Origin of the sequence: Leptotrichia sp. oral taxon 215 str. W9775, assembly GCF_000469505.1 — a bacterium.
In the GTDB taxonomy this organism is placed as follows: domain Bacteria; phylum Fusobacteriota; class Fusobacteriia; order Fusobacteriales; family Leptotrichiaceae; genus Leptotrichia_A.
This window is the reverse complement of sequence record NZ_KI272874.1, coordinates 105,459-126,784: the sequence shown is the minus strand read 5'-3', so window position 1 is coordinate 126,784 and position 21,326 is coordinate 105,459. Positions and strand designations below refer to the sequence as shown.

General features: G+C 31.9%; 20 protein-coding genes and 1 tRNA gene. 2 read left to right on the top strand and 19 right to left on the bottom strand.

Translation table 11 applies throughout. From position 1 onward, the window contains the following. Positions 1-116: 116 nt before the first annotated feature. The 19 genes from HMPREF1984_RS10765 to HMPREF1984_RS10675 form a co-directional block, all read right to left on the bottom strand. Positions 117-692: a Shedu anti-phage system protein SduA domain-containing protein gene (locus HMPREF1984_RS10765; protein WP_021768039.1), complete on the bottom strand. Its 576-nt coding sequence runs from the start codon at positions 690-692 to the stop codon at positions 117-119. An 83-nt stretch (positions 693-775) separates the two neighbouring features. Further along, on the bottom strand, positions 776-2,212 hold the full coding sequence (locus HMPREF1984_RS10760; protein ID WP_021768038.1) for a hypothetical protein: 1,437 nt from the start codon (positions 2,210-2,212) through the stop codon (positions 776-778). Between the two features lie 31 nt (positions 2,213-2,243). Further along, positions 2,244-3,272 carry a hypothetical protein gene (locus tag HMPREF1984_RS10755; RefSeq protein WP_021768037.1) on the bottom strand — a complete coding sequence of 343 codons (1,029 nt, stop codon included), beginning with the start codon at positions 3,270-3,272 and terminating at the stop codon, positions 2,244-2,246. A 221-nt stretch (positions 3,273-3,493) separates the two neighbouring features. Next, complete coding sequence (locus HMPREF1984_RS10750; RefSeq protein WP_156894281.1) at positions 3,494-3,763, bottom strand: hypothetical protein; 270 nt, start codon at positions 3,761-3,763, stop codon at positions 3,494-3,496. A gap of 161 nt (positions 3,764-3,924) precedes the next feature. Beyond that, a tRNA-Leu gene (locus HMPREF1984_RS10745) sits at positions 3,925-4,011 on the bottom strand. 177 nt (positions 4,012-4,188) lie between these two features. Next, on the bottom strand, positions 4,189-5,019 hold the full coding sequence (locus HMPREF1984_RS10740) for a VOC family protein (RefSeq protein WP_051314517.1): 831 nt from the start codon (positions 5,017-5,019) through the stop codon (positions 4,189-4,191). A gap of 106 nt (positions 5,020-5,125) precedes the next feature. Further along, positions 5,126-5,710 (bottom strand): helix-hairpin-helix domain-containing protein, encoded by a 585-nt coding sequence (locus HMPREF1984_RS10735; protein WP_021768033.1) that lies wholly within the window; start codon positions 5,708-5,710, stop codon positions 5,126-5,128. Between the two features lie 54 nt (positions 5,711-5,764). Then, positions 5,765-7,228, bottom strand: coding sequence for a coproporphyrinogen III oxidase (locus HMPREF1984_RS10730; protein WP_021768032.1), 1,464 nt, complete (start codon positions 7,226-7,228; stop codon positions 5,765-5,767). A gap of 3 nt (positions 7,229-7,231) precedes the next feature. Beyond that, positions 7,232-8,056 carry an undecaprenyl-diphosphate phosphatase gene (locus tag HMPREF1984_RS10725; RefSeq protein WP_036100642.1) on the bottom strand — a complete coding sequence of 275 codons (825 nt, stop codon included), beginning with the start codon at positions 8,054-8,056 and terminating at the stop codon, positions 7,232-7,234. Positions 8,057-8,083: 27 nt separating this feature from the next. Continuing rightward, the gene (locus tag HMPREF1984_RS10720; RefSeq protein WP_021768030.1) at positions 8,084-8,998 is read right to left on the bottom strand and encodes a DMT family transporter; all 915 of its coding nucleotides are present in this window, start codon (positions 8,996-8,998) and stop codon (positions 8,084-8,086) included. Positions 8,999-9,057: 59 nt separating this feature from the next. Then, positions 9,058-9,504, bottom strand: coding sequence for an SsrA-binding protein SmpB (gene smpB / locus HMPREF1984_RS10715; RefSeq protein WP_021768029.1), 447 nt, complete (start codon positions 9,502-9,504; stop codon positions 9,058-9,060). 2 nt (positions 9,505-9,506) lie between these two features. Beyond that, positions 9,507-11,651, bottom strand: coding sequence for a ribonuclease R (gene rnr, locus HMPREF1984_RS10710; protein ID WP_021768028.1), 2,145 nt, complete (start codon positions 11,649-11,651; stop codon positions 9,507-9,509). Positions 11,652-11,669: 18 nt separating this feature from the next. Next, positions 11,670-12,242, bottom strand: a complete 573-nt coding sequence (yqeK, locus tag HMPREF1984_RS10705; RefSeq protein ID WP_021768027.1) for a bis(5'-nucleosyl)-tetraphosphatase (symmetrical) YqeK — start codon at positions 12,240-12,242, stop codon at positions 11,670-11,672. A 29-nt stretch (positions 12,243-12,271) separates the two neighbouring features. Beyond that, a complete protein-coding gene (locus tag HMPREF1984_RS10700) occupies positions 12,272-12,835 on the bottom strand; it encodes a GerMN domain-containing protein (RefSeq protein WP_021768026.1) in 564 nt (187 codons plus the stop codon). Positions 12,836-12,873: 38 nt separating this feature from the next. Further along, positions 12,874-13,989 carry an N-acetylmuramoyl-L-alanine amidase gene (locus HMPREF1984_RS10695; protein WP_021768025.1) on the bottom strand — a complete coding sequence of 372 codons (1,116 nt, stop codon included), beginning with the start codon at positions 13,987-13,989 and terminating at the stop codon, positions 12,874-12,876. Between the two features lie 81 nt (positions 13,990-14,070). Further along, positions 14,071-14,328: a preprotein translocase subunit YajC gene (yajC, locus tag HMPREF1984_RS10690; protein ID WP_021768024.1), complete on the bottom strand. Its 258-nt coding sequence runs from the start codon at positions 14,326-14,328 to the stop codon at positions 14,071-14,073. Between the two features lie 74 nt (positions 14,329-14,402). Next, positions 14,403-15,158, bottom strand: a complete 756-nt coding sequence (gene sfsA / locus HMPREF1984_RS10685) for a DNA/RNA nuclease SfsA (RefSeq protein WP_021768023.1) — start codon at positions 15,156-15,158, stop codon at positions 14,403-14,405. Continuing rightward, entirely contained in the window at positions 15,136-15,666 is a 531-nt protein-coding gene (gene nrdG, locus HMPREF1984_RS10680) for an anaerobic ribonucleoside-triphosphate reductase activating protein (RefSeq protein ID WP_021768022.1), read from the bottom strand. The genes sfsA and nrdG overlap by 23 nt, the downstream gene beginning before the upstream one ends. 4 nt (positions 15,667-15,670) lie before the next feature. Then, entirely contained in the window at positions 15,671-17,866 is a 2,196-nt protein-coding gene (locus HMPREF1984_RS10675) for an anaerobic ribonucleoside triphosphate reductase (RefSeq protein WP_021768021.1), read from the bottom strand. A 696-nt stretch (positions 17,867-18,562) separates the two neighbouring features. On the opposite strand from HMPREF1984_RS10675, the gene HMPREF1984_RS10670 reads away from it, so the two are divergent. Together HMPREF1984_RS10670 and HMPREF1984_RS10665 are read left to right on the top strand one after the other, a co-directional pair. Then, on the top strand, positions 18,563-19,615 hold the full coding sequence (locus tag HMPREF1984_RS10670; RefSeq protein ID WP_021768019.1) for an ABC transporter substrate-binding protein: 1,053 nt from the start codon (positions 18,563-18,565) through the stop codon (positions 19,613-19,615). A gap of 32 nt (positions 19,616-19,647) precedes the next feature. Then, positions 19,648-21,324, top strand: coding sequence for an iron ABC transporter permease (locus HMPREF1984_RS10665; RefSeq protein ID WP_021768018.1), 1,677 nt, complete (start codon positions 19,648-19,650; stop codon positions 21,322-21,324). Positions 21,325-21,326: the final 2 nt, after the last annotated feature.

Genomic DNA, 21,326 nt, shown 5'->3' with positions numbered 1-21,326 from the left:
TTCTCTAATTTTTTAGTGCAATTTTTCTTTGATTAGAAAAAATTCTAATCAGATAACTGTAAAAAATTTAGAGAGCTTTTAATTTGGACAAAAAAATAGAAGCTGAACTCAAAATTTTAACCATTTTGAGACAGCCCCTCTTCAATTAATTTTTCACCTATCCGAGTGCTATGTTTTTCTTCTTCTATTTTAATTAATCGGTCATATGTCAAAATATCAATATTCTGCATTTTATGAATATAAGCCCTTTTTTTATTTTCTTTTTCTTTACCTTCTTCTTTTCTTCCTATTACAATATATTTAGAAATATAGATTTCAAATTGATCAAATAAATTTTCAGAATCCGAATTTATTCTTTTAGTTAATTCTTCTTTGAATTTTTTTTCATTTTTTATAATCCATTCTTCATAAGCTGTTATTTGATTAATTGCTTTATTCAAATCTTTAGAATATGTCTTATCCTTATTAAATATTTTAACATTTGCTCGCTTTAGTTCAATTAAACTTATCTCTAAAGTAGCTGATTGATAACTTATTACAATAAAATCGACTTCGTAGTCAGAACCTAAAGTTAATTTAGAAATTACTTTATTGTGTGTCCATTTTCCAAATCCTTTCTTTAATATTTCTTCATTTTTTTTAAGATAATTATGTATCTCTTCTTCTTTCTCATCTAATTTATCTCTTAACATTATCCATATCCTCATTTCTTAATTTTAATTATTTCGTATTTTTATTTTTAATTTTAAAATTTGAGTAATCTATTCAAGACGATTTAAAACTTTATAAACAAAATTTTTTGAAGCCATGAACTCAAAATAAATAAAACTATTAAAACAACTATATAAGTAAATATAAACAAAATAATATGTTCTCTTCGCATTTTCTGAAGTTGTTTCTTATTTTCTTCCAAAAATTTTTCATCATCAAAAAATGATTTTATTTCATTTTCATCTAAAAGAAAAGAAAAATAGTTTTTCTTTTCTTTATAACTCTTTTCTAATCTATTCTTACTTCTATTCAATTCTATAATTTCATAAGTAAAAACAACAGCTGATACAAGAAGTAAAGAAATAGTTAAAACTGAAATATCTTTTGTAAAAATATTTTCAATTTTTCCAGTTGATAAGGTATTAAATAAAACAGTCGTCATAAAAAATGTAAAAATAGCACCAATATTAACTTTAAATTTACTACTGAATTTTTCCTGTATATCTAAAAAATTATCTTCTAAATATTTTAGTAACTCTTGTAGCTCTTTAAGAGTTTTTATATAACTATCAACATTTTTCTTTAAGTAAAGACCATAACTTGATTTAATAGAACTTAGAATATTATCTTTTACTTTCAAAATATTATCATCTAAAGAATATAGTGTAATTGTATTTCTCGAAATTTCCATTCTTTCTAAAATATTATCTTTTTCTTTATAAATCCATGTAAATATATCATATATCTTATTTATTTCTGAAAAATCAGAAAAACAATTTGTTAATTCTATCTTACCTCTCATGTTTTTATATCCTATAATCGAATATTCTAAATCATTTCCTGAAAAACGAGAATAATTAGATATAGCGATCATTGAAAGAGCAAATGTTAAACTATCAAATATTTTTTCAATTTCTAAGTACTCTTCTGTTCTATAATTTAAATGGAATTCGTTGGGTAAGAAATCTATTTTTTCTTTTGAATTTATATTACACAATTCATCTCTTTCTGGAATTATGTAATCATTTATTTCATTTTTTAATAAAGACAGTCCAGTTTCTCTATCGTTAATAAATATATATTTATTACTTCCAAATTTATAATTATTCCTTAACAAATGGAAAATGAGACCTTTTTCTTTAGATCTACTTGAAAAATTAAACAGCAAATCTTCCATTTTTCGTGATTTTAAAGTATCAGTAAATTTTTCTAATGAATAAATGGATAAAGTTGAATCTTTAATTTCTTTGGAAATTTCTATTTCTATATTTTTTTCACTTTCATCTTCTTCCTCTAACAATTCAATAGCTTTTTCAATAACTTCTTTTGTAACTTCATCAATATTTTCATATTCGTGATAAATTTCTATTTCAACGCCATCTCTATCAGGAAAAATTTCTTTTAATTCATGTAGTATTTTTAAAATTTCATCAATCTTAAAGGATAACGGTATTTTTAATACACATCTATCAAAATCTTCTAATATTATTGTTCTATCCATTTATTCACCTCCCTCTGCCATATTTTGCTCATTATTCATTATCTGACCAATTAAAGAATTTGTATGTTTCTTCTTCTGTCAATTTTATTATAATATATTTTTCTCCATTTTGCTCAGTAGAATATATATTATCTTTTATATTTTCAACATATCCGTCTATTTCAATTGAAATTTCCTTATTTACACGTTTTCTCATTTTCGTCAACCTATTTTTTATAACATCTTTTTTCAGAGTAAATTGAGTATCTAAATTTTCTTTCTTAATTTTGCTTTTTATTTTTTCTATTATATCTTCTTTTTTTATTTCATTATTTTCAAAATTATATGATAAAAAAATATCATTTACGGCATCATTTAAATCAAAAGTTTCTTTTGTTTTAAAAAAAGTTATACAAGCATTTCTACAAAATGTATAGTCTGATGGAAAAGTTTTTTCTAATTTATTTTTTATTTCTTTCATAATAATTCCATATGTTTTTTGAGTATTCATTTCATCAGTTGTCATTTCTTCAAGTTCTAAGAAATCATCATACCAGTACTTCGAAATATTAGCATTAGTATCTGATAAAAATATATCTCCAAATTCTTCATCTTCATTTATTTCAAATAGGGCATTTTTTATTATTTTTTTTGAAGAAGGTAAAATAGCTCTCATTCTTAATTCAGTCATATCTAAACCATCTGTTGCTTCTATTTTAGTTATTATAAAATATTTTTTTTCATCTTTTTTTATATATGCTTGAAGCAAACACCCCTTTTTTATCTTAGTTCCTAATTTATCTATATCTTTTTGGGTACTTATCTCATATTTTAAAAGTCTTTTCGAAATATTTACAAGTAACTCTTCATTTGAATCCATATCTTCTAATACTTTTGTAATAATTGATATAACTTCTGTTGTTGATGTCCTCGGTTTATAAGATTTTTTTGTTTCTTTTTCAAGAACCTCATCAATTATACTATTAAAAAAGTCTTTAGCTTCTTCATTTGTAATTTTATTTTCTACTATTTTTTCTTCTTCAATAAGAATATTATGAGATAAAAGTTTTAATATTTCCATTTTTCCTCCCAAAAAATAATATAATTTATGTTCATATTATACCTCAATTTTTTTAAAAAAATCAATAAGGATTTTTCTATCTCCTCACTTCCTTTATTAAAAGCAAAAAACATAAAATTTTTCATATTATTTTTCAAAATTTTCCAGTCTTAACATCGTCTTTTTCTATCAATAGTATTTCTATTTTTTTTCTTCTTACTCCCAACAAAATCTCCTTTTTTTTAATTCACATATTTTCTTTTCATTTCAATAGTAAAATATGCTTCATAATCATTTTCTGTTTTACTTTTCAGTTTAAATTTTGCTTTTTCCCCTTTCAGTAATTTTTTTGCTTTTTCTTTTGTTATTTTTAAGACTTGATCAAAATATTTTGTATCTTTCCACAGATTAAATTTACAGCCTTCTTTGTAATTGCTGCAGTAATAGCTTTTCTGATTTTCATATATAAAATTGCCACATATGGGGCATTTTCCTATTTTTTCTTTTTCCACCCCCATATATATTATAGAGCCCAAATAAATTTAAACAACAAGAAATTTATTTGAATTTTATTTAATTATAGTTACCTCTGAAATAGTATAAATAAAAAGAAAAAGTGCAATTCAGCATAAATACTGTTTTGCACTATATATACAACATTTTACTAATTCAGTGGTGCCCGAGGCCGGAGTCGAACCGGCACGATATCACTATCGACGGATTTTGAGTCCGTTGCGTCTACCAATTTCACCACTCGGGCATAACACCATTATTAATATTTTTAATACTTATATATTCTAATAAATTTTGAGAGATATGTCAACTATTTTTTTCTAATTTCAGTAAGAAGGTAAATTGCAATAGTAAATGTCACTTCTAAAATTTATCTCCTTCTTTTCATATCTCCCAAAATCTTTAATTTTATATGTTTTTTATTCTATTCAGCGATTACAGCCAGTTTTATTCCATTTGGAAGCTCAATAACTGCTTTATTTCCATTTTTTTCTGAAAAAATATTTTTAAATTTTTCTTTATCCATTGTTGCATAAATTTCTTCAACTCCAGTAGAATTTGTTTTTTTAGGGATTTTTCTCATACCATTCCACTGATTCATTCCAAAATGATGATGATATCCATCTACCGAAAGGAAATAAGCCTTTGGCATTTCTGAAACTATATTAAGACCTAATTTTTCAACATAAAAATTTTTATCATTTTCAATATCTGAAGATTCCATGTGGATATGACCTATTTTTGTTCCCTCAGGAATTGAAAATTCCGGCATATTGTCAGAAATTCTAAGCAGGTCTTCAACATCCACCTGTTCTGTCCCCATAACGACATGGCCATTTTCCCATTTCCAGTTATGATAATCCCTGTCAGCATAAACTTCAATCCCATTTCCTTCAGGATCTGTCAGATAAATCGCTTCACTTACATCATGATCCCCTACTCCGTCAAGTTTTATCTGCTCCTTCACACAGTTTCTCAAAAAGTTTCCTAAATCTTCCCTTTCAGGTAATAAATATGCAATATGATACACATTTGTCTCATCATATCCTTTTATTTCTTCATTCCCATAGGAAATAAGTCTTATTATTTCTTTTGTTTCAGTTCCTAGCGAAATTTCCCTTTTATCAGTATTTTTCTCATCCTTCAGAATTTTCATTTTTAATAACTTAACATAGAAATCCTTCATTTTTTCAATATTTTTTACTCTTAAGATTATAAAATCAAAATTTAATCCGTATCTTTTTTTATTACTCATAGCATTCACTTCCCATTTTTAAAATAATATTTTTATTTCATATATTATATATCGATATTTGTACATAAAAATATAATAACATTCTAAAATGGAAAAGTCAATATCCCTACTCACTATATTTTATTCTCTTCTCAACTTCCTCATACCTTTCACTTCCAATAATCTTTTCAAGGTCAATATTGGAACGGACATTTCCATTTTTTATTTCCGGCATGAGTTTTGTTATTTCCTTTTTTGTAAATCCCAGCATTTTCAATGTATCCTCATCAATGCTATTAATATTGTACTTTCTGAGATTCTTTCCATTGTAGTTTTCAGAAGGATTTTTTATTTTTTCCGTATCAACATAAAGATACTTTTTTGCCTGTTTTACTCCTGCATCACCAAAACGTGGAATATATTTCATTTCCTTTATATCTGAAATAATTCCCATTTCATCCCGGAATTCAATTATCTTTTCAGCCTTTGACTTTTGAAATCCCAGTTTCAGCAGTTCATCATAGGTGACGCTGTTCACATCAAACTTTTTATCTGTCTTTGACAGATCATTTTCCTTTTTAGCCTTATCCTTCTTATAGGAAGCTTCTTCGCTAATTTCTATATCAGGAATGTTTTTATCCTCAATATAGAGCCTTAAAAAGTTTCCAGCAGTTAAAAGTATTACAAAAATAACAACATGTTTTAATTTCATGTTTTCAACCCCCTCAATTAATTTGCCTTTTATTTTAATTTTTTACCAACCCTTTTATTTTTCATCTATTTTTTCAAACAATTTCCTTAACGCCTGCTTTTTCTCCTCCAGCCTTACAGGCAGTTCATTTATCCATACCAGCGGATCTTTGGGATTTACAAGCCTTTTTATACTGTTTCTCTTTTCTGTTTCATTATAATGTATAAGTTTTGTTATTGCGCCTGCTCCTATTCCAATAACAGTCTTGTTTTCCTCTATCATTTCAATATTATAGATAGATTCTTCTCCTTCCAGTGAGTATCCCAGGTTTTCTCCCCACTGAAAGCTGTTTTTCTGTCTATACATATAGTAAGGTTTCAGTTTCTTACTTCCTGTTACTTCACTTATCTTATTAAAAATTTTTTCATAATCAAGTTCAATATAGTGCCTGTAATTTTCCTTATTCAGTTTGCTTGCATTTTTTATGGCAAGATTATGAATTGTAAGGTTTTCAGGATTGTATTTTTCCACTTCCTCCAGTGTATGTAAAATATCTTCAGTAGTTTCTCCTGGAAGGCCCAGAATTAAATCCATATTGATTTTAAGTCCTATTTCCTTGGCTATACTGTAAACATTGTCAAATTCTTCCCTGTTGTGATACCTGTTTACAAGCTTTAATGTTTTTTCATTGAAACTCTGTGGATTTATACTTATTTTATCCACACCATGTTTTTTCAGTATTTCAAGTTTTTTCCTGTCTAAAGTGTCAATTCTCCCTGCTTCAAAGGTAAATTCTCTAAGACTTTGTAAATCATAATTTTCCTTTACAGTCAGAAGCAGTTTTTCAATTTCTTCAGCAGAAAGTATTGACGGGGTTCCCCCGCCAATGTATATCGTATTTATTTTTAATTTCTCTTCCTTTGAAAATTTCCCTATTTCAGCCGTTTCATTGTAAAGCGACTCAATATATTCATCATATCTTTCTGCATACTTTCCCTTCAGAAGATACGCAGGAAATGAACAGTAGGTACATTTTGTTGGACAGAATGCTACACCAATGTAAACTCCTATTGTTTCCCTGTCGAGGTATTTTTCCTGTCTTTTCACTATACCGAGAAGCAGCTTTATCTTTTCGTTACTTACAAAGTATATATTTTTAAGTATTTCTTCAATTTTTTCATAGGAAAGTCCCATATTTAAAAATCTTCCGGCAATCTTTGTAGGCCTTACCCCGATAAGTCCTCCCCATTTATATTCCTTCTCTTTTCCAGAAAGCTTCAGAAGGGAGGTTTTTGCCATAACTTCCGCCTGATCAAAATAGTCATATCCTATTTTTTCATAAGAAAGTTCTGTTTCCTTTACAGTTTTACCTCCAATAATAACAGAGGTTTTCACTGTTATTAACTGTAAAGTTTCATTTACATCTATACATATGTCTTTATCTGTATTTTCAGATAAAATTTCATAGTATTCAGGAAGAAGAACCCTCACAAATTCTTCCAGTTTATTCTTATTTATGTCTATATTTGCAGTTATCATCTTTTACTTTACAACTCCTGTAAGGAATAAAATCAGAATAAGTATCCCTACTATGATACGGTAATATCCGAATATTTTGAAATCATGTTTTTTAATATAATTCATAAATACTTTTATTACTCCATAAGCAAATATGAAAGATAAAACAAATCCCAAAGCTATAAGGAACCATTCGTAGCCACTTAGACCCGATCCCATTTTAACTACTTTTAAAAGGGTTGCCCCCAGCATTGTAGGAATCGCCAGGAAGAAAGAAAATTCAGTTGCAAGAACCCTGTTAAGTCCAAGAAGGACTCCACCAATAATAGTTGCTGCCGATCTTGAAGTACCGGGCACCATTGCCAGGCATTGGAAAATTCCTATTTCTACAGCTGTTAAAATTGGAAGTTCAGATATTGTTTTATACTTTTCCTTCCTTTTTTTCCCTGATTCCAGCCATATAAGTAAAATTCCGTATACTACAAGCATTACCGAAACTGTCATTGGATTAAACAGATGTTCGTCTATGACATCATCAAAAAGCAGTCCTAAAACTACTGCAGGCAGTACTGCCACTATAATTTTTATCCACATGATTATTATTTCTTTTCTCTTCCGCGGTGACAGTTTTGGCGAAAAAGGCCATATTTTATGCCAGTAATACACAACTACCGAAAGAATTGCCCCCAGCTGTATTATTATTTCAAAGGCATTTACAAACTGCTTATTTTCCGACAGCCTTAAAAACTGTTCCACTATTATCATATGTCCCGTACTGCTTACAGGAATGAACTCTGTCAGCCCTTCCACAAGGCTCAGTAAAACTACCTTTACAATGTCTAGAATCATTATTTCCACCTCTTGTTTCAATTATATTTATTTTATTCTTATATATTTATTTTCCTTCATATTCTTAAATTTATTGAATCCTATTATTCCCACCAGGATCACTGCTCCTCCAATAATTGTAGATAAGGAAAGTCCCTCATGTAAAAATAGTACTCCCGCCAAAGTTGATATAAATGGTCCTAAAAACATGAAATTAGCTATTTCTCCGGCACTGTCCGCCATTGCAAGTGCCTTTCCCCATAAAATATAGGCAACCACACTAGTAAAAAATGACAGGCAGAATATTACTGTAAACTGGCCTAAATTCATTTCAGGTATTTTCAGTAAAGACTTTGGCGAATAGATAGCAAGTAAAATCGCTCCCGTCATCATGCAGTATATGGAAGATTCAGTTCCTGAATACTTTCCTGAAAATTTTCTCTGCATTATATTGTATATTGCCAGCAGAAATGCCGACAGAAGCATCCAGAAAATTCCTTCATTAAAGGAAAATACCCCTTCCCATAATGTCAAAATCAGTATTCCTGAAAAAGAAATAAAAATCGAAATCCAGCAGTAAATATTTATTCTTTCCTTAAGGAAAGCTACCGACAGGATTGAAGTAAATATAGGTGCACATGCCAGCAGAATACTCGATGTTGCTGAACTCAATGTGCTTACCCCCTTATTAAAGGTTATCATATGAAGGGCAAACCCCATAAGTCCTGTAAGAAAAAACATCGGAATATCTTTTTTATCAGGAAGTTTTATTTTCTTTATAATTATGACAACAATTAACATAAAAAAAGTAAATACGTATCTTAAAACTGCTAAAGTTGTTGAATCGTAATATTTTGTACCAATTTTTGTAAACACTATTGACACTGACCAGAAAAACACTGTTACAAAAGCCAGTATCTGTGCGACTGCGTTCTTTTCAAATTTGAGCCCAATCTTTTTCAATGACAATCCCTTCCTTATAAGTCTATTTTATTGTATATTAATTACCGGAAAGCCTGGATTTATTTTCTAAAATCCTTCTGTACCTTTTTCATATCCCTTTCCTGGTCTTTTCTTTTAAGGGCTTCCCTCTTATCATGCAATTTTTTCCCTTTTGCAAGCCCTATCTCCATTTTTACAAGTCTCTGTTTCGTGTAGACAGACAAAGGAATTATCGTATATCCCTGCTCCTTTATCTTAGCTGCCCATTTTTCTATTTCCTTCCTGTTAAGGAGAAGTTTTCTTACCCTCGATTCGGGAAGATTGTTTATATTTCCAAATTCATACGGTGTTATATGCATATTCATTATGAAAATCTCATTTTTTATAATTCTTATGAAGCTTTCCTTTATACTTACTTTTCCTGCCTTCACAGATTTAACTTCTGTTCCTACAAGTTCCATTCCAGCTTCCAGCTTATCCTCAATGAAATAATCATGAAATGCTTTTTTATTTCTAGCCAGTACCATTTCTAATTCCCCTCATCTTCTGCTTCAATATTTTCCAAATCTATTATTTCTTCACTGAAAGGTACAACCTCTATTTCCATTCTATCATATGAAGCTCCTGTAACTATTACCTTCAGGGTGTCTCCCATTGTGTATGAGATATTGTTTTTCCTGTCAGTAATTTTATAGTTTTCTTCATCATAGACAAAACTGTCCCTTACAGTATTTACATTATAAACAACTTCTATATGGTTTTCAAGTTCCATAAATATCTTGTTTCTGTTCATTCCGCTAAGCCTTGCAATATAAGTTTTTCCAATCTTATCCTGCATATATTCAATAAGCTTTATTTTCACACTGTCTTCCTCAAGCTTGTCGGCTATTCTCTCTGTTCTGGAAATAGCCGTTGAAATCACTTCAAAGCTGGACATATACTTAGCCTTTTCCTTTTCCTTCATAAATCTTTCTATTGATCTTCCCAGCATTCTATGGACTACAAGATCCGAATATCTTCTAATAGGCGAAGTAAAATGCAGATAATATTTTGAAGCCAGTCCAAAGTGACCCAGATTTTTATTTGCATATCTTGCCCTCTGCATTGCCCTTAAAATAAGCTTATGTATAAGATATCCTTCCGGAAGTCCTGTTGTTTTCTCAATGATTGTCTGAAATTTTCCAGGATGAAGATCTTCCAGATTTTTTATATAATACCCAAATTTTGCCAGCGATTCATTCAGGACAGCTATTTTTGCCTTATCAGGATCCTCATGCACCCTGTATATGGCAGGTATTTCTTCCCAGAAAAGCTTTTCAGCCACAACTTCATTTGCCGCAACCATAAAGTCCTCTATCAGCTTTTCAGCTTCCCCTCTTTCCCTTACTTCTATCTTCTTGACAAGTTTATTTTCATCGAGTACAACCTTGATTTCAGGCAGTTCAAAATCTATGCTTCCTCTACGTTTCTTAGTGTTCCTTATTATGTGTGAAAGCTCAAGCATTTCAGTAAACATTTTATGAACGGCACTGTATTTTTCAATGAGTTCTTCATCACCTTCAAATATTTTATTTACATCTGTATAGGTCATTCTGTATTTAGATTTTATAACAGATTTATAGAAATCATTTCCTATTACTTTTCCTCTGTCATCAAAATCTATTTCCACAGTAAATGTCAGCTTGTCTTCATGTGGATTCAATGAACACAGATTATTTGAAAGTTTTCTTGGAAGCATAGGTATTACCCTATCAACAAGGTAAATAGAGTTCCCTCTTTTTAAGGCTTCCGTATCAAGTTCCGTTCCTTCTTTTACGTAATAGGAAACATCTGCAATACTTACATACAGCTTGTATCCAAGATCTGTTTTCTCAACATATACAGCATCATCTAGATCCTTTGCATCTGCCCCGTCAATAGTGACAATGTCAAGATGTCTCAAGTCTTTCCTATTTTCAAGTTCTTCAGAGAAATCCTCTTCTATCCTGTCGACTTCCTTTATTACTTCACTGGAAAATTTTTCCTGTATTCCGTTATCTATCAGAAGAGCCGAAATCAAAGTTTCTGTATCCTGAGGATTTCCAATTATGCTTATCACTTCACCTTCAGGCTTTTTCTCACTGTCTCCCCAGAAATATATCTTTACTGCAACCAGATCCCCTGTTTGCGCACCTTTTGTCTTTTTCTTTGAAATATATATATCCCTTGGAGCATTTTTAGGCCTTACAAATCCGAAATTCATACTCTTTTCAAATATTCCTACAACAATGTCCCTGTCCCTTTTTACAATCTTATAGACTTCACCTTCTCTGCTCTTATCAGGAGATTTACTGTCCTTGAGTATTCTTATAAGAACTGTGTCTCCGTTCATTGCAGTATTTAAATAATTTCCAGGTATAAAGACACTTTTTTCTCCAGGAATATCAAGAAATCCAAAATTTCCGTTACCAATTGAAATTTCTCCTCTAAGAAATCCTTCCTTTTCAGGCAGTGTATATTTCCCATTTCTTTTCAGATAAATTTCCCCATCTTCCTCCCAGCTGTTTATAATCTGTTTATACAGCTTTCTTTTTTTCTGGCTCCAATCAAGGAGCTGTAAAATTTCCTGAAAGGTAAACTCATATTCTTCAAGTACCTGTCTCAGGTATTTCAGTTCTTTTTCCAAATTTTTCATTTCTCACCTTATTTATTTTTATTTTTTATATATTAGAGAATTTCTGAACAGAATGATGTTCGGATGAATTATATTATTTTTTGAAAGCAGATATTCAAGTTTTGTATCTATTTCATATTTTACTGCTTCATCCAGATTTTCTTTGGCAAGTTCCCTTGCCTTTTCTACACCTTCCCAAGTCCTTCCGTCCTCTATCGCATCTGCAAGATACACTATTTTAGACAAAGTAGACATATTTTTACTTCCTATGGTGTGATATCTCACTCCATCGAGTATATCCTCATTATCAACACCATAAATATCATAATTGTTCTTTACAAATTCTGCTCCTGCAAAACCATGTAATACTGCTGTTGAATGTGACATTTCATCTTCAACTTCAGGATATTTCCCCTTTACCAGATCAAGCATACGTGAAAGTTCAAAAAACTTTGCTATATCATGCAGATAGGCAGATACTTCCACATTTTCTTCATTTTCACCATAAATTTTCGCCAGTTTTTTTGCACACTCGGCAACTCTTTCAACGTGCGCATACCTCTTTTCATCAAGATGTCCCCTCACATTCACTTTAATTTTTTCTAAGTCCATTTCTGCCTCCTTATATGAAAAGCAGGCAATTATTGAATAATTGCCTCTCCATCTATCTGTATATTTATTCCCTGTATATTAGGAAAATTGTTTGAAATCGTCCTTGCTACCGACTGTGTGAACCCGTCAAACATCTCCTTATTTTTTCTCAATCCTGAAAATGCTTCATTTAATTTTATTATAACTGTATTTTTCCCGTCAACCTTTACATTATACGCACTCAGAAACTTCATATCCTTTGTCAGGAAAGGAGAATCTTTTATAACTTCATTTATGTAGTCTCCTTCTATAAGGTTCTGCTGCTTTTCAATAACCGCTTCCTTTTCTTCAACCTGTTTTGTCTGGGGATTATAAACAAATATGGATAATTTTTCAAGTGACTGCTGATTTTCTGCAGGTGCTTTAGTTAAATTTGAATCAACAACCACATTTATTGTTTCATTATTTTTCTTATCGTATTCATTTACTGCTATTGCACCGCCAGACAGAAGGATAAGCAATATTACAATGAAATTACTTTTGAAAAAGTTTTTTTTCTTTTTTTTGACTGCTGTTTCCTTTTCTTTACCTGTATCCTTGTTATTCCCCTCCATAGTTTACTCCTATCAATCTTTCATTATTTTAAATACTTCTATTTCATAAAGTGTCTTCTTATTGCATCAGCTATGGCTTTTGCGGCTCTTTCCTGATCAAAATCATTTACAAATTGGGATACATCAGAATAATTAGTCATGAATCCAAGTTCTATAAGTATTGAAGGAGAATTACTTCCTCTCAGTACTGCAAAGTTTGCACTCTTTACTCCTCTGTCCTTCATTGCAAAGTTACTTAAAAGTCCATTTAATACATCCTGTGCCAGTGCCGAACTTCTTGTCTGGTTCATTCTGTAATTAATATCCTTTAAAGCGTAATCTGACATTGCGACTCCGCTGTCTACCGTGTTATTGAACTTTGCCACATCTCTGCTGTAATTATCTGCATCCTTCTTTGCATAATAATATACTTCAGTTCCGCTTGCAGAAGAATTTCCACCTGAATTCAGGTGAACACTTACAAACAGGTCAGCAGATCTTACATTTCCTATTTCAGGTCTTTCCTGTAATGTCTTAAATATATCTGTTGTTCTTGTCATTATTACGTTATAGTCTTTTCCCAGTTCTTTTCCTAATTTCAATCCTACCTGCAGTGCAAGGTCTTTTTCCCTGTAACCGTTTCCTACAGCACCTGAATCGTGTCCTCCATGACCTGGATCTACAACTATTGTGTATGTTCCTTTTCTATTTGAAGATGGTCTTCCCTCTGTTGGATCAGTTGTTCTTGAAGGCTCATTTACTCTAGTGTCTACTACTCTAGTATTTGTTTTTTCTCTTCCTTTATCTGAAGAAAGTGCATTAGGATTGTTAAACTTTACCTGAAATTCCTTTTTTGAGTTCAGTACAGTATAGTCTGTCCCATCCTTCAGGAAGAAGTATATTTTTACTCCATTTTCCTGTTCCATCATAGTTACTGAATCTAAATAGGAATCATCTGATATTCTAAGATCTGCGGCATTCTTTCTTACATTTGGCAATTCCAGTATAAGCACCGATCCTGTTTCTGTCCTACCTTTTATAGCCTGTATATTAACCTTCTTATTTTCTTTTAATGTTCCTGTAAATACTCCACTTCCGTAATCTATTCTTTCCAAAGTTTCTGAAAATACAACTGTACTCATTAAAAGTAGCAGAAGTACAAATAATTTTTTCATTTTTTCCTCCTGATTTCCATTATGGTTTTAAAATTATTTGAAAATACACGATTAATGAATATTCAAAACAATAAAACCTGATTATTTCGCAACTCTTGAAACTGCACTTTTTGAAATAGTCATTTTTACATTTTTATCAATTGTAATTTCTACAGTTGTTTCAGAAACAGCCGCAATTTTTCCATGTATTCCACCAATTGTAACTATTTCATCTCCTATTTTTAAGCTATCCAGCATTGTTTCCTGCGCTTTTTTTCTTTTTCTTCCTGCAAGTATCTGTGGTAAAAATAAAACAACCATAAACACTACATATATCAGTATCCATTGACCTGTTCCCATTGTTCCGCTCCTTAATCTGTAATTTATTATTTTTCTATAAAATTATACCATAATCATGGTTCTTTTTCAATTTTTTATTTCTTTTCCCAAAAAAGAACAGACTTTTCCATAATTCCTACATTTTTTTCAAAATATATATTTTTATCCTCGTATTTTAAAAGTATCGGATATATTTCCACCCCTTTTTCCATTGCTTCATAAAAAGTTTCAGAAAACTCCCTGTCTATGTTATGTTCAGGAGCAAATATTTCCGACCTCCTGAATATGAGGATTATTACTGCAGCCCTGAATCCTTCCTCCTTAAGTTCCATAAGTTCACGTAAATGCTTTACAGCCCTCACTGAAGGGGCTCCGGGAAACTTTGCAGTATTATCCTCCACAAGTGTACATCCCTTTGTCTCAATATATATCTTGTCTTTTTCCGTTTCCATGTAAAAATCCATCTTGCTGTTATTATACTTCATCTCAGGCTTTATATATGAAGGTTTTTCAAATGGCGAAATTTTTTCATTATGAAATACCGCTTCTGCAATATATCTATGAAACGCCGTATTTATAAGGACTGTTTCATTATTAATTTTTACTGCGATAACATCCCATTTTGTCTTTCTTTCCTCTTTATCCACCTTTTTTATAAGCAGCTCCGCCCCTTCAACAAGGAGTTCCTTCAGCCTTCCTGTATCATGAAGATGGGCAAAATCTTCGCCTTTTTCTTTTCCTTTAAATTCAAATCTTACTGTAAATCTTGTAACCCTTTCCTTAAAAATTACAGTTTCATCATAATCTATTCTGTAAATGCTTTCTTTATTATCTTTCTTCTGTTTTTTCATTTATTTTTTCCCTTACTGTTTTCATTTTTATAATTCTCTGATTGCTGCTCCCCCTGAATTTAAGCTGAGGAGAATAAAGCTCCTTAACAAAAAGGCCGTCTACCAGTACATCTATATACTTAAGACAGGCTTTTCTTTCCTTATTTTCCAATATGGCTTCTATTGTATACCCTGTATAGAGCCATATGTTTTTCCCGGTTTTTTCCTTTAAAAATTTTAGCACTTTAAACATCTCGACAGGATTAAATAAGGGATCGCCTCCGCTTACTGTAATTCCGTCGAGCAGTTCATTACTATTTATTTCTTCCGCTATTTTCTCAAGCTTTTCATATGTCAGAATTTCTCCGTTGCACGGATTCCATGACTCCCGGTTATGACATCCGGGGCAGGCGTGTGAACATCCTGAAAAGTAAATGGAATATCTCAGCCCTTCCCCGTCTACTATTGTTTCCCTGTATATTCCAAGAATCCTTAACGTAAATTCATCCTGTTTTTTTTCAGTTTCCATGGCATCACTTCATCCCGTGTTTCACTCTGTCTTTTTCTTCAGCTTTCTTTGCGCTGTTCCAGCTGTCCAGATCTCCTGTCAGATATCCGGTTATTCTTCTTATTTTGGATATATTATGACTTCCGCATATAGGGCATTCATCTCCGATTATTGTTTCTGTACCGCAGTCCCTGCATTTGTCAATAGGATGATTTATTGAACCGTATCCGATACCTGTATCTTTCATTGCCTTCACGATTTTCAGTATTACCCTTACATTCTTTCTTGCTTCCCCGTCAAGTTCCACATATGTAATGTGCCCTCCGGCAGTCAGCTTATGGAAAGGCGCTTCTTTTCTTATCTTTTCAAATATTCCTATATTTTCCTTCACATCAATGTGGAAAGAATTTATATAGTAGTCCCTGTCTGTAACGTTAGTTATTTCCCCAAATTTTTCCCTGTCAATTCTTAAAAATCTTCCCGCCAGACTTTCTGCAGGCGTTGCCAGTATGGAATAATTCAATCCGTATTTTTCTTTCAGTTCAGCCGCAATGTCATCCATCATTTTTACAGTGTCATAAAGAGTATTATATGCCAGTTCACTGCTTCCATGATCCGCATCAAAAAGAGCATACATGGCATTTGAACCTCCTACAAATCCTATTCCCAGCGTACCTGAAAGCAGTACATCCCCAAGCTCGCTGTTAGGACTTGCATTAATCATTCCCTTCCATAAATTATTTGCCCTCATGAAAGGAAACTGCTTTGCCAGTGCCGTTCTCTGAAAACTGTATCTCTCATGCAGCTGTTTCGCAGTAAAATATGTCATTTCCTTAACTTTTTCCTGAAATCCCTTTACAAGAAGTTCACATTTTTTATTTATTTCTTCCTGTTCATCTGAAAATTTTCCTGCCTGTTTCATTTCCTCTATTTCTTTTTCAACTTTTTTTCTCACTTCAATGGCAATTCTTGGGAAATTAATGCTTGTAAAAGAAAGGTTTCCTCTTCCAAGGCTTGTCTTTTCCCCATGCAGGTTTTCAAAAACCCTTGTTCTGCATCCCATTGTCGCCACTTCATATTTATATTTTAAAGGATCGTTTATATCCCATTTTTCATGTCTGTTAAACTCAGTATCAAGGAATACAAAGTTTGGAAAAAGACGTCTGCTCGTTGTATGGCATGCAAGCAGAAGCAAATCAAAATTAGGTGCTTTAAACTTTTTCTTATTTTCCATGTGGGCAGCAGTATTTTCAATATCCCCGTTTAATTCTTCAGCCGCCTGGTTCATCACTTCCTCAAAGTTTTCCATTGCATATCCGTAATCTTCTTCAGTATAGTTCAGCCCTTCCTTAACCTTGAAAATCTGGATAGGAAATATTGGTGTTTCCCTCTTTCCAAGGCCGTCTTCTGTAGCCTTCAGAAGTTCCCTTATTACCATTCTTCCTTCTTCAGAAGTGTCTGTCCCATAATTTATTGAAGAAAATACAACCTGGTTTCCTCCACGTGAATGCATCGTGTTAAGATTGTGCAGGAACCCTTCCATTGCCTGATATGTTTCAAGCCTTGTATCATCATAGGCAATTTCCATAAGTCTTTTTATCTGATCCCTAGGTATTTTAAAATGTTCTGCCGTTTCTGTAATTGTTGCATCATCAGGTAATATTGTATGTATATTTTCATTTATAAAAGATTTTACTTCCTTATTTGTTTCATCAACATAGTCCAATGACAGGAAGCTCAATATTCTGTATCTGAAATGTCTACGGAATGATTTCAGCACTCCCTTTGCCATATAAAAATCAAATGCCGGAATTGATTGTCCGCCATGCTGTTCATTCTGGTTTGTCTGAAAAATAATTGTCGCCAGTGTGGCATAGGTTGTTATGCTTTTTGCTTCCCTTATAAATCCATGTTTTGTCTGAAATCCATGCTCAAACATATCTGCCAGGTCATACTGAAGACACGTTGTTGTCTTGCTTGGGTAATAATCCAGATCATGAATATGAATTTCTCCGTTATTGTGTGCTTCCTTAAATTCAGGGGAAACCAGGTTTTCTAAAGTATACATTTTTGATACTTCACTTGCAAACCTCATCATCTGACCCGCCGGTGTCATCGAAGACATATTTGCATTTTCATTATTTATATCGTTTTTTTCAACGTCTACAATTCCTGAAATTATTTTTTCCAAGTCTTCTCCCAGTTGATTATGCATTTTCATTACCCGCCTTTCAAAATTATTTATTTTCGTTTAACTGGATCTGAATCCTCCTGTGAATTTTTTCTATTTTCCCCCGATATACTTCAATTTAAAACAACCGTCTAAAACCACCCTTTTCATCCTATATATTGTTTTATTTTTTTATAATATCACAATATTTAGTAACTTTCAATAGGCCATATATTTTTTATATAATTACCTCCATATCGTTCATAACGTAAAAAACCAAAAATACGAAACAATAAAATACCGAATTTATTATCTTTTTTTTGTTTTAATAAAGATTAAATTATATATCTGATTTATAAATTAAATTTTTAATGTAACTATCTAAAAAAGAAAACTTAACAATGTGTCTGTCTCAAAAATTAAAAAATACTGTAAAAACTATATTTATGAATTATTTAGAATTTCACAATGCAAAACTGGAATGAATTTAGAAAAAGTCAACAACCTGAATTTTCAGGTGAATTTTGACTTTTTCTTTATGAATGACTGTTTTGTATAAGTGAAATTTTAGTAAATGAATAAATATGTTTTTTGTATTTTTTCAATTTTGAGACAGCCCATTGTATATTTTTACTATTTTTAGACACTTCCTTCTAATTATAACATTGTTTTCATTTGATAATCTTGACTTTTAAAATTATCAAGGTAAAATAATACTGACAAATTTTTTAGAGAGAAGGAGAGAATATGAAAAAAAGAATTCTGTTACTATTACTGGCTTTAGTGCTTTTAACTTTAACAGCTTGTGGCAGCAAGGGGGAATCAGGTTCATCTGATGGAAAAAATGCCGAAATAAAAGGAAAGATTGTTATTTACACTTCAATGTACGAAGACATCATTGACAATGTAAAGGAAAAACTTAAACAGGAATTTCCTAATCTGGAAGTTGAATTCTTCCAAGGTGGAACTGGAACACTTCAATCAAAAATCGTTGCAGAAATGCAGGCAAATAAATTAGGTGCAGACATGCTTATGGTTGCTGAACCTTCTTATTCACTGGAATTAAAAGAAAAAGGTGTATTACACGCTTATGTTTCAAAAAATGCTGAAAATCTTGCATTAGACTATGACAAGGAAGGATACTGGTATCCTGTACGTATTTTAAATATGGTTTTAGCGTATAATCCTGACAAATTTAAGAAGGAAGACCTTGCACAATCTTTTGATGAATTTGCAAAAAAACCAAACTTAGCAGGAAAAATTTCCATTCCTGATCCATTAAAATCAGGAACAGCTTTGGCGGCAGTATCTGCACTGACTGATAAATATGGTGAAGGATACTTTGAAAGCCTTGCAAAACAGAAAGCAGTTGTAGAATCAGGATCAGTTGCAGTTACAAAACTTGAAACAGGTGAAGCTGCAGAAATTATGATACTTGAAGAATCAATCCTTAAGAAAAGACAGGAGGAAAATTCAAAACTTGAAGTTATTTATCCTACTGACGGAATTATCGCAATTCCTAGTACAATCATGACTGTAAAAGAAGAAATGTCACCTAACAAAAATATAAAAGCGGCTGAAGCTTTAACTGACTGGTTCCTATCTCCGGCAGGACAGGAAGCTATCGTTGACGGATGGATGCACTCAGTACTTAAAAATCCTGCAAAAGCACCTTTCGATGCAAAAGCTACTGCAGAAATACTTGCAGCTGCAATGCCTATTAACTGGGATAAAACTTACCACGACAGAGATAAATTACGTGAAATTTTTGAAAAATACATAACAAAAGCTGCAAAATAGTTTGTAAATTTTAATTTTGAAAAGAGGAAAAAATGGCAAAAAAATATAACATAGATATAAAGTGGATAGTCATACTTATTGTTGTAGCTTTCCTTGTAATATTTGAAGTTATCCCTTTATCTTATTTATTAATCCGTTCACTGTTTCCAAAGGGAAGTTTTTCTCTGGAATCCTTTAAGAGGGTATATACTTACGATCTGAACTGGACAGCGTTAATAAATACATTAGTGATTTCAGGATTAACTACATTATTTGGAGTTATACTGGCTTTCCCGCTGGCATTTCTTGTAGGAAGAACAGACATGTACGGTAAAAAGTTCTTCAGAACTCTATTTGTTACAACATATATGGTACCTCCATATGTGGGTGCGATGGCATGGCTGAGACTTCTGAACCCAAATGCAGGAGTTTTAAATAAATTTCTTATGCAGATGTTTAATCTGTCGAAGGCTCCCTTCAATATATATACGGTGGGAGGAATAGTATGGGTACTTACGTGCTTCTACTATCCTTATGCTTTTATAACAATATCAAGAGCGATGGAAAAAATGGATCCGTCATTGGAAGAAGCTTCTAAAATATCAGGAGCTTCGCCTCTTAAGACTTTAATGACTATTACCATTCCAATGATGACTCCGAGTATAATAGCTGCAGGACTTCTTGTATTCGTTGCTTCTGCATCGGCATTCGGTATACCTTCAATTATCGGAGCACCAGGACAGATATATACTGTAACTACACGTATCATTGACTTTGTTCACATTGGTTCTGATGAAGGACTTAATGATGCAATGGTGCTGGCAGTATTCCTTATGGTAATAGCAAACATCATTTTATACATTACAACTTTCGTAATTGGAAAAAGACAGTACATAACAATGAGTGGAAAATCTACAAGACCGAACATAGTGGAATTGGGAAAATGGAGAATGCCAATAACAATTATTATTTCAATTTTCTCATTCTTTGTAGTAATTTTGCCTTTTGTTACTGTGGCACTTACTTCCTTTACTGTAAATATGGGAAAACCTATTGGCCTTTCAAATATGTCCATGAGTGCATGGAATAAAGTATTCTCAAGGGCTTCCATATTAAGTTCAACTAAAAACAGTATAATTGCAGGACTTGCGGCGGCATTCTTTGGAATTATGATTTCATGCATAATGGCATACCTGCTGCAGAGAACTAACGTAAAAGGAAAAAGAATTCCTGACTTCCTTATAACTTTAGGTTCAGGTACTCCAAGTGTTACAATTGCCCTGGCATTAATAATATCCATGAGCGGAAAATTTAAAATTAACATCTACAATACTTTGACAATAATGATTATAGCCTATATGATAAAATACATGCTTATGGGAATGAGAACAGTCGTTTCTGCAATGAGCCAGGTCCATCCTTCACTGGAGGAAGCGGCACAGATTTCAGGTGCCAACTGGCTGCGTATGCTTAAAGATGTAACTCTTCCATTAATTGGGGCAAGTATCGTTGCAGGATTCTTCCTGATATTCATGCCTTCATTCTATGAACTGACAATGTCAACGCTACTTTATTCATCCAATACAAAAACAATAGGGTATGAACTGTATATTTACCAGACTTACCACAGTCAGCAGGTGGCAAGTGCCCTTGCAACGGCTATCTTATTATTTGTAATTATAGTAAACTATCTTTTAAATAAATTGACAAAAGGACAATTTTCAATATAGAG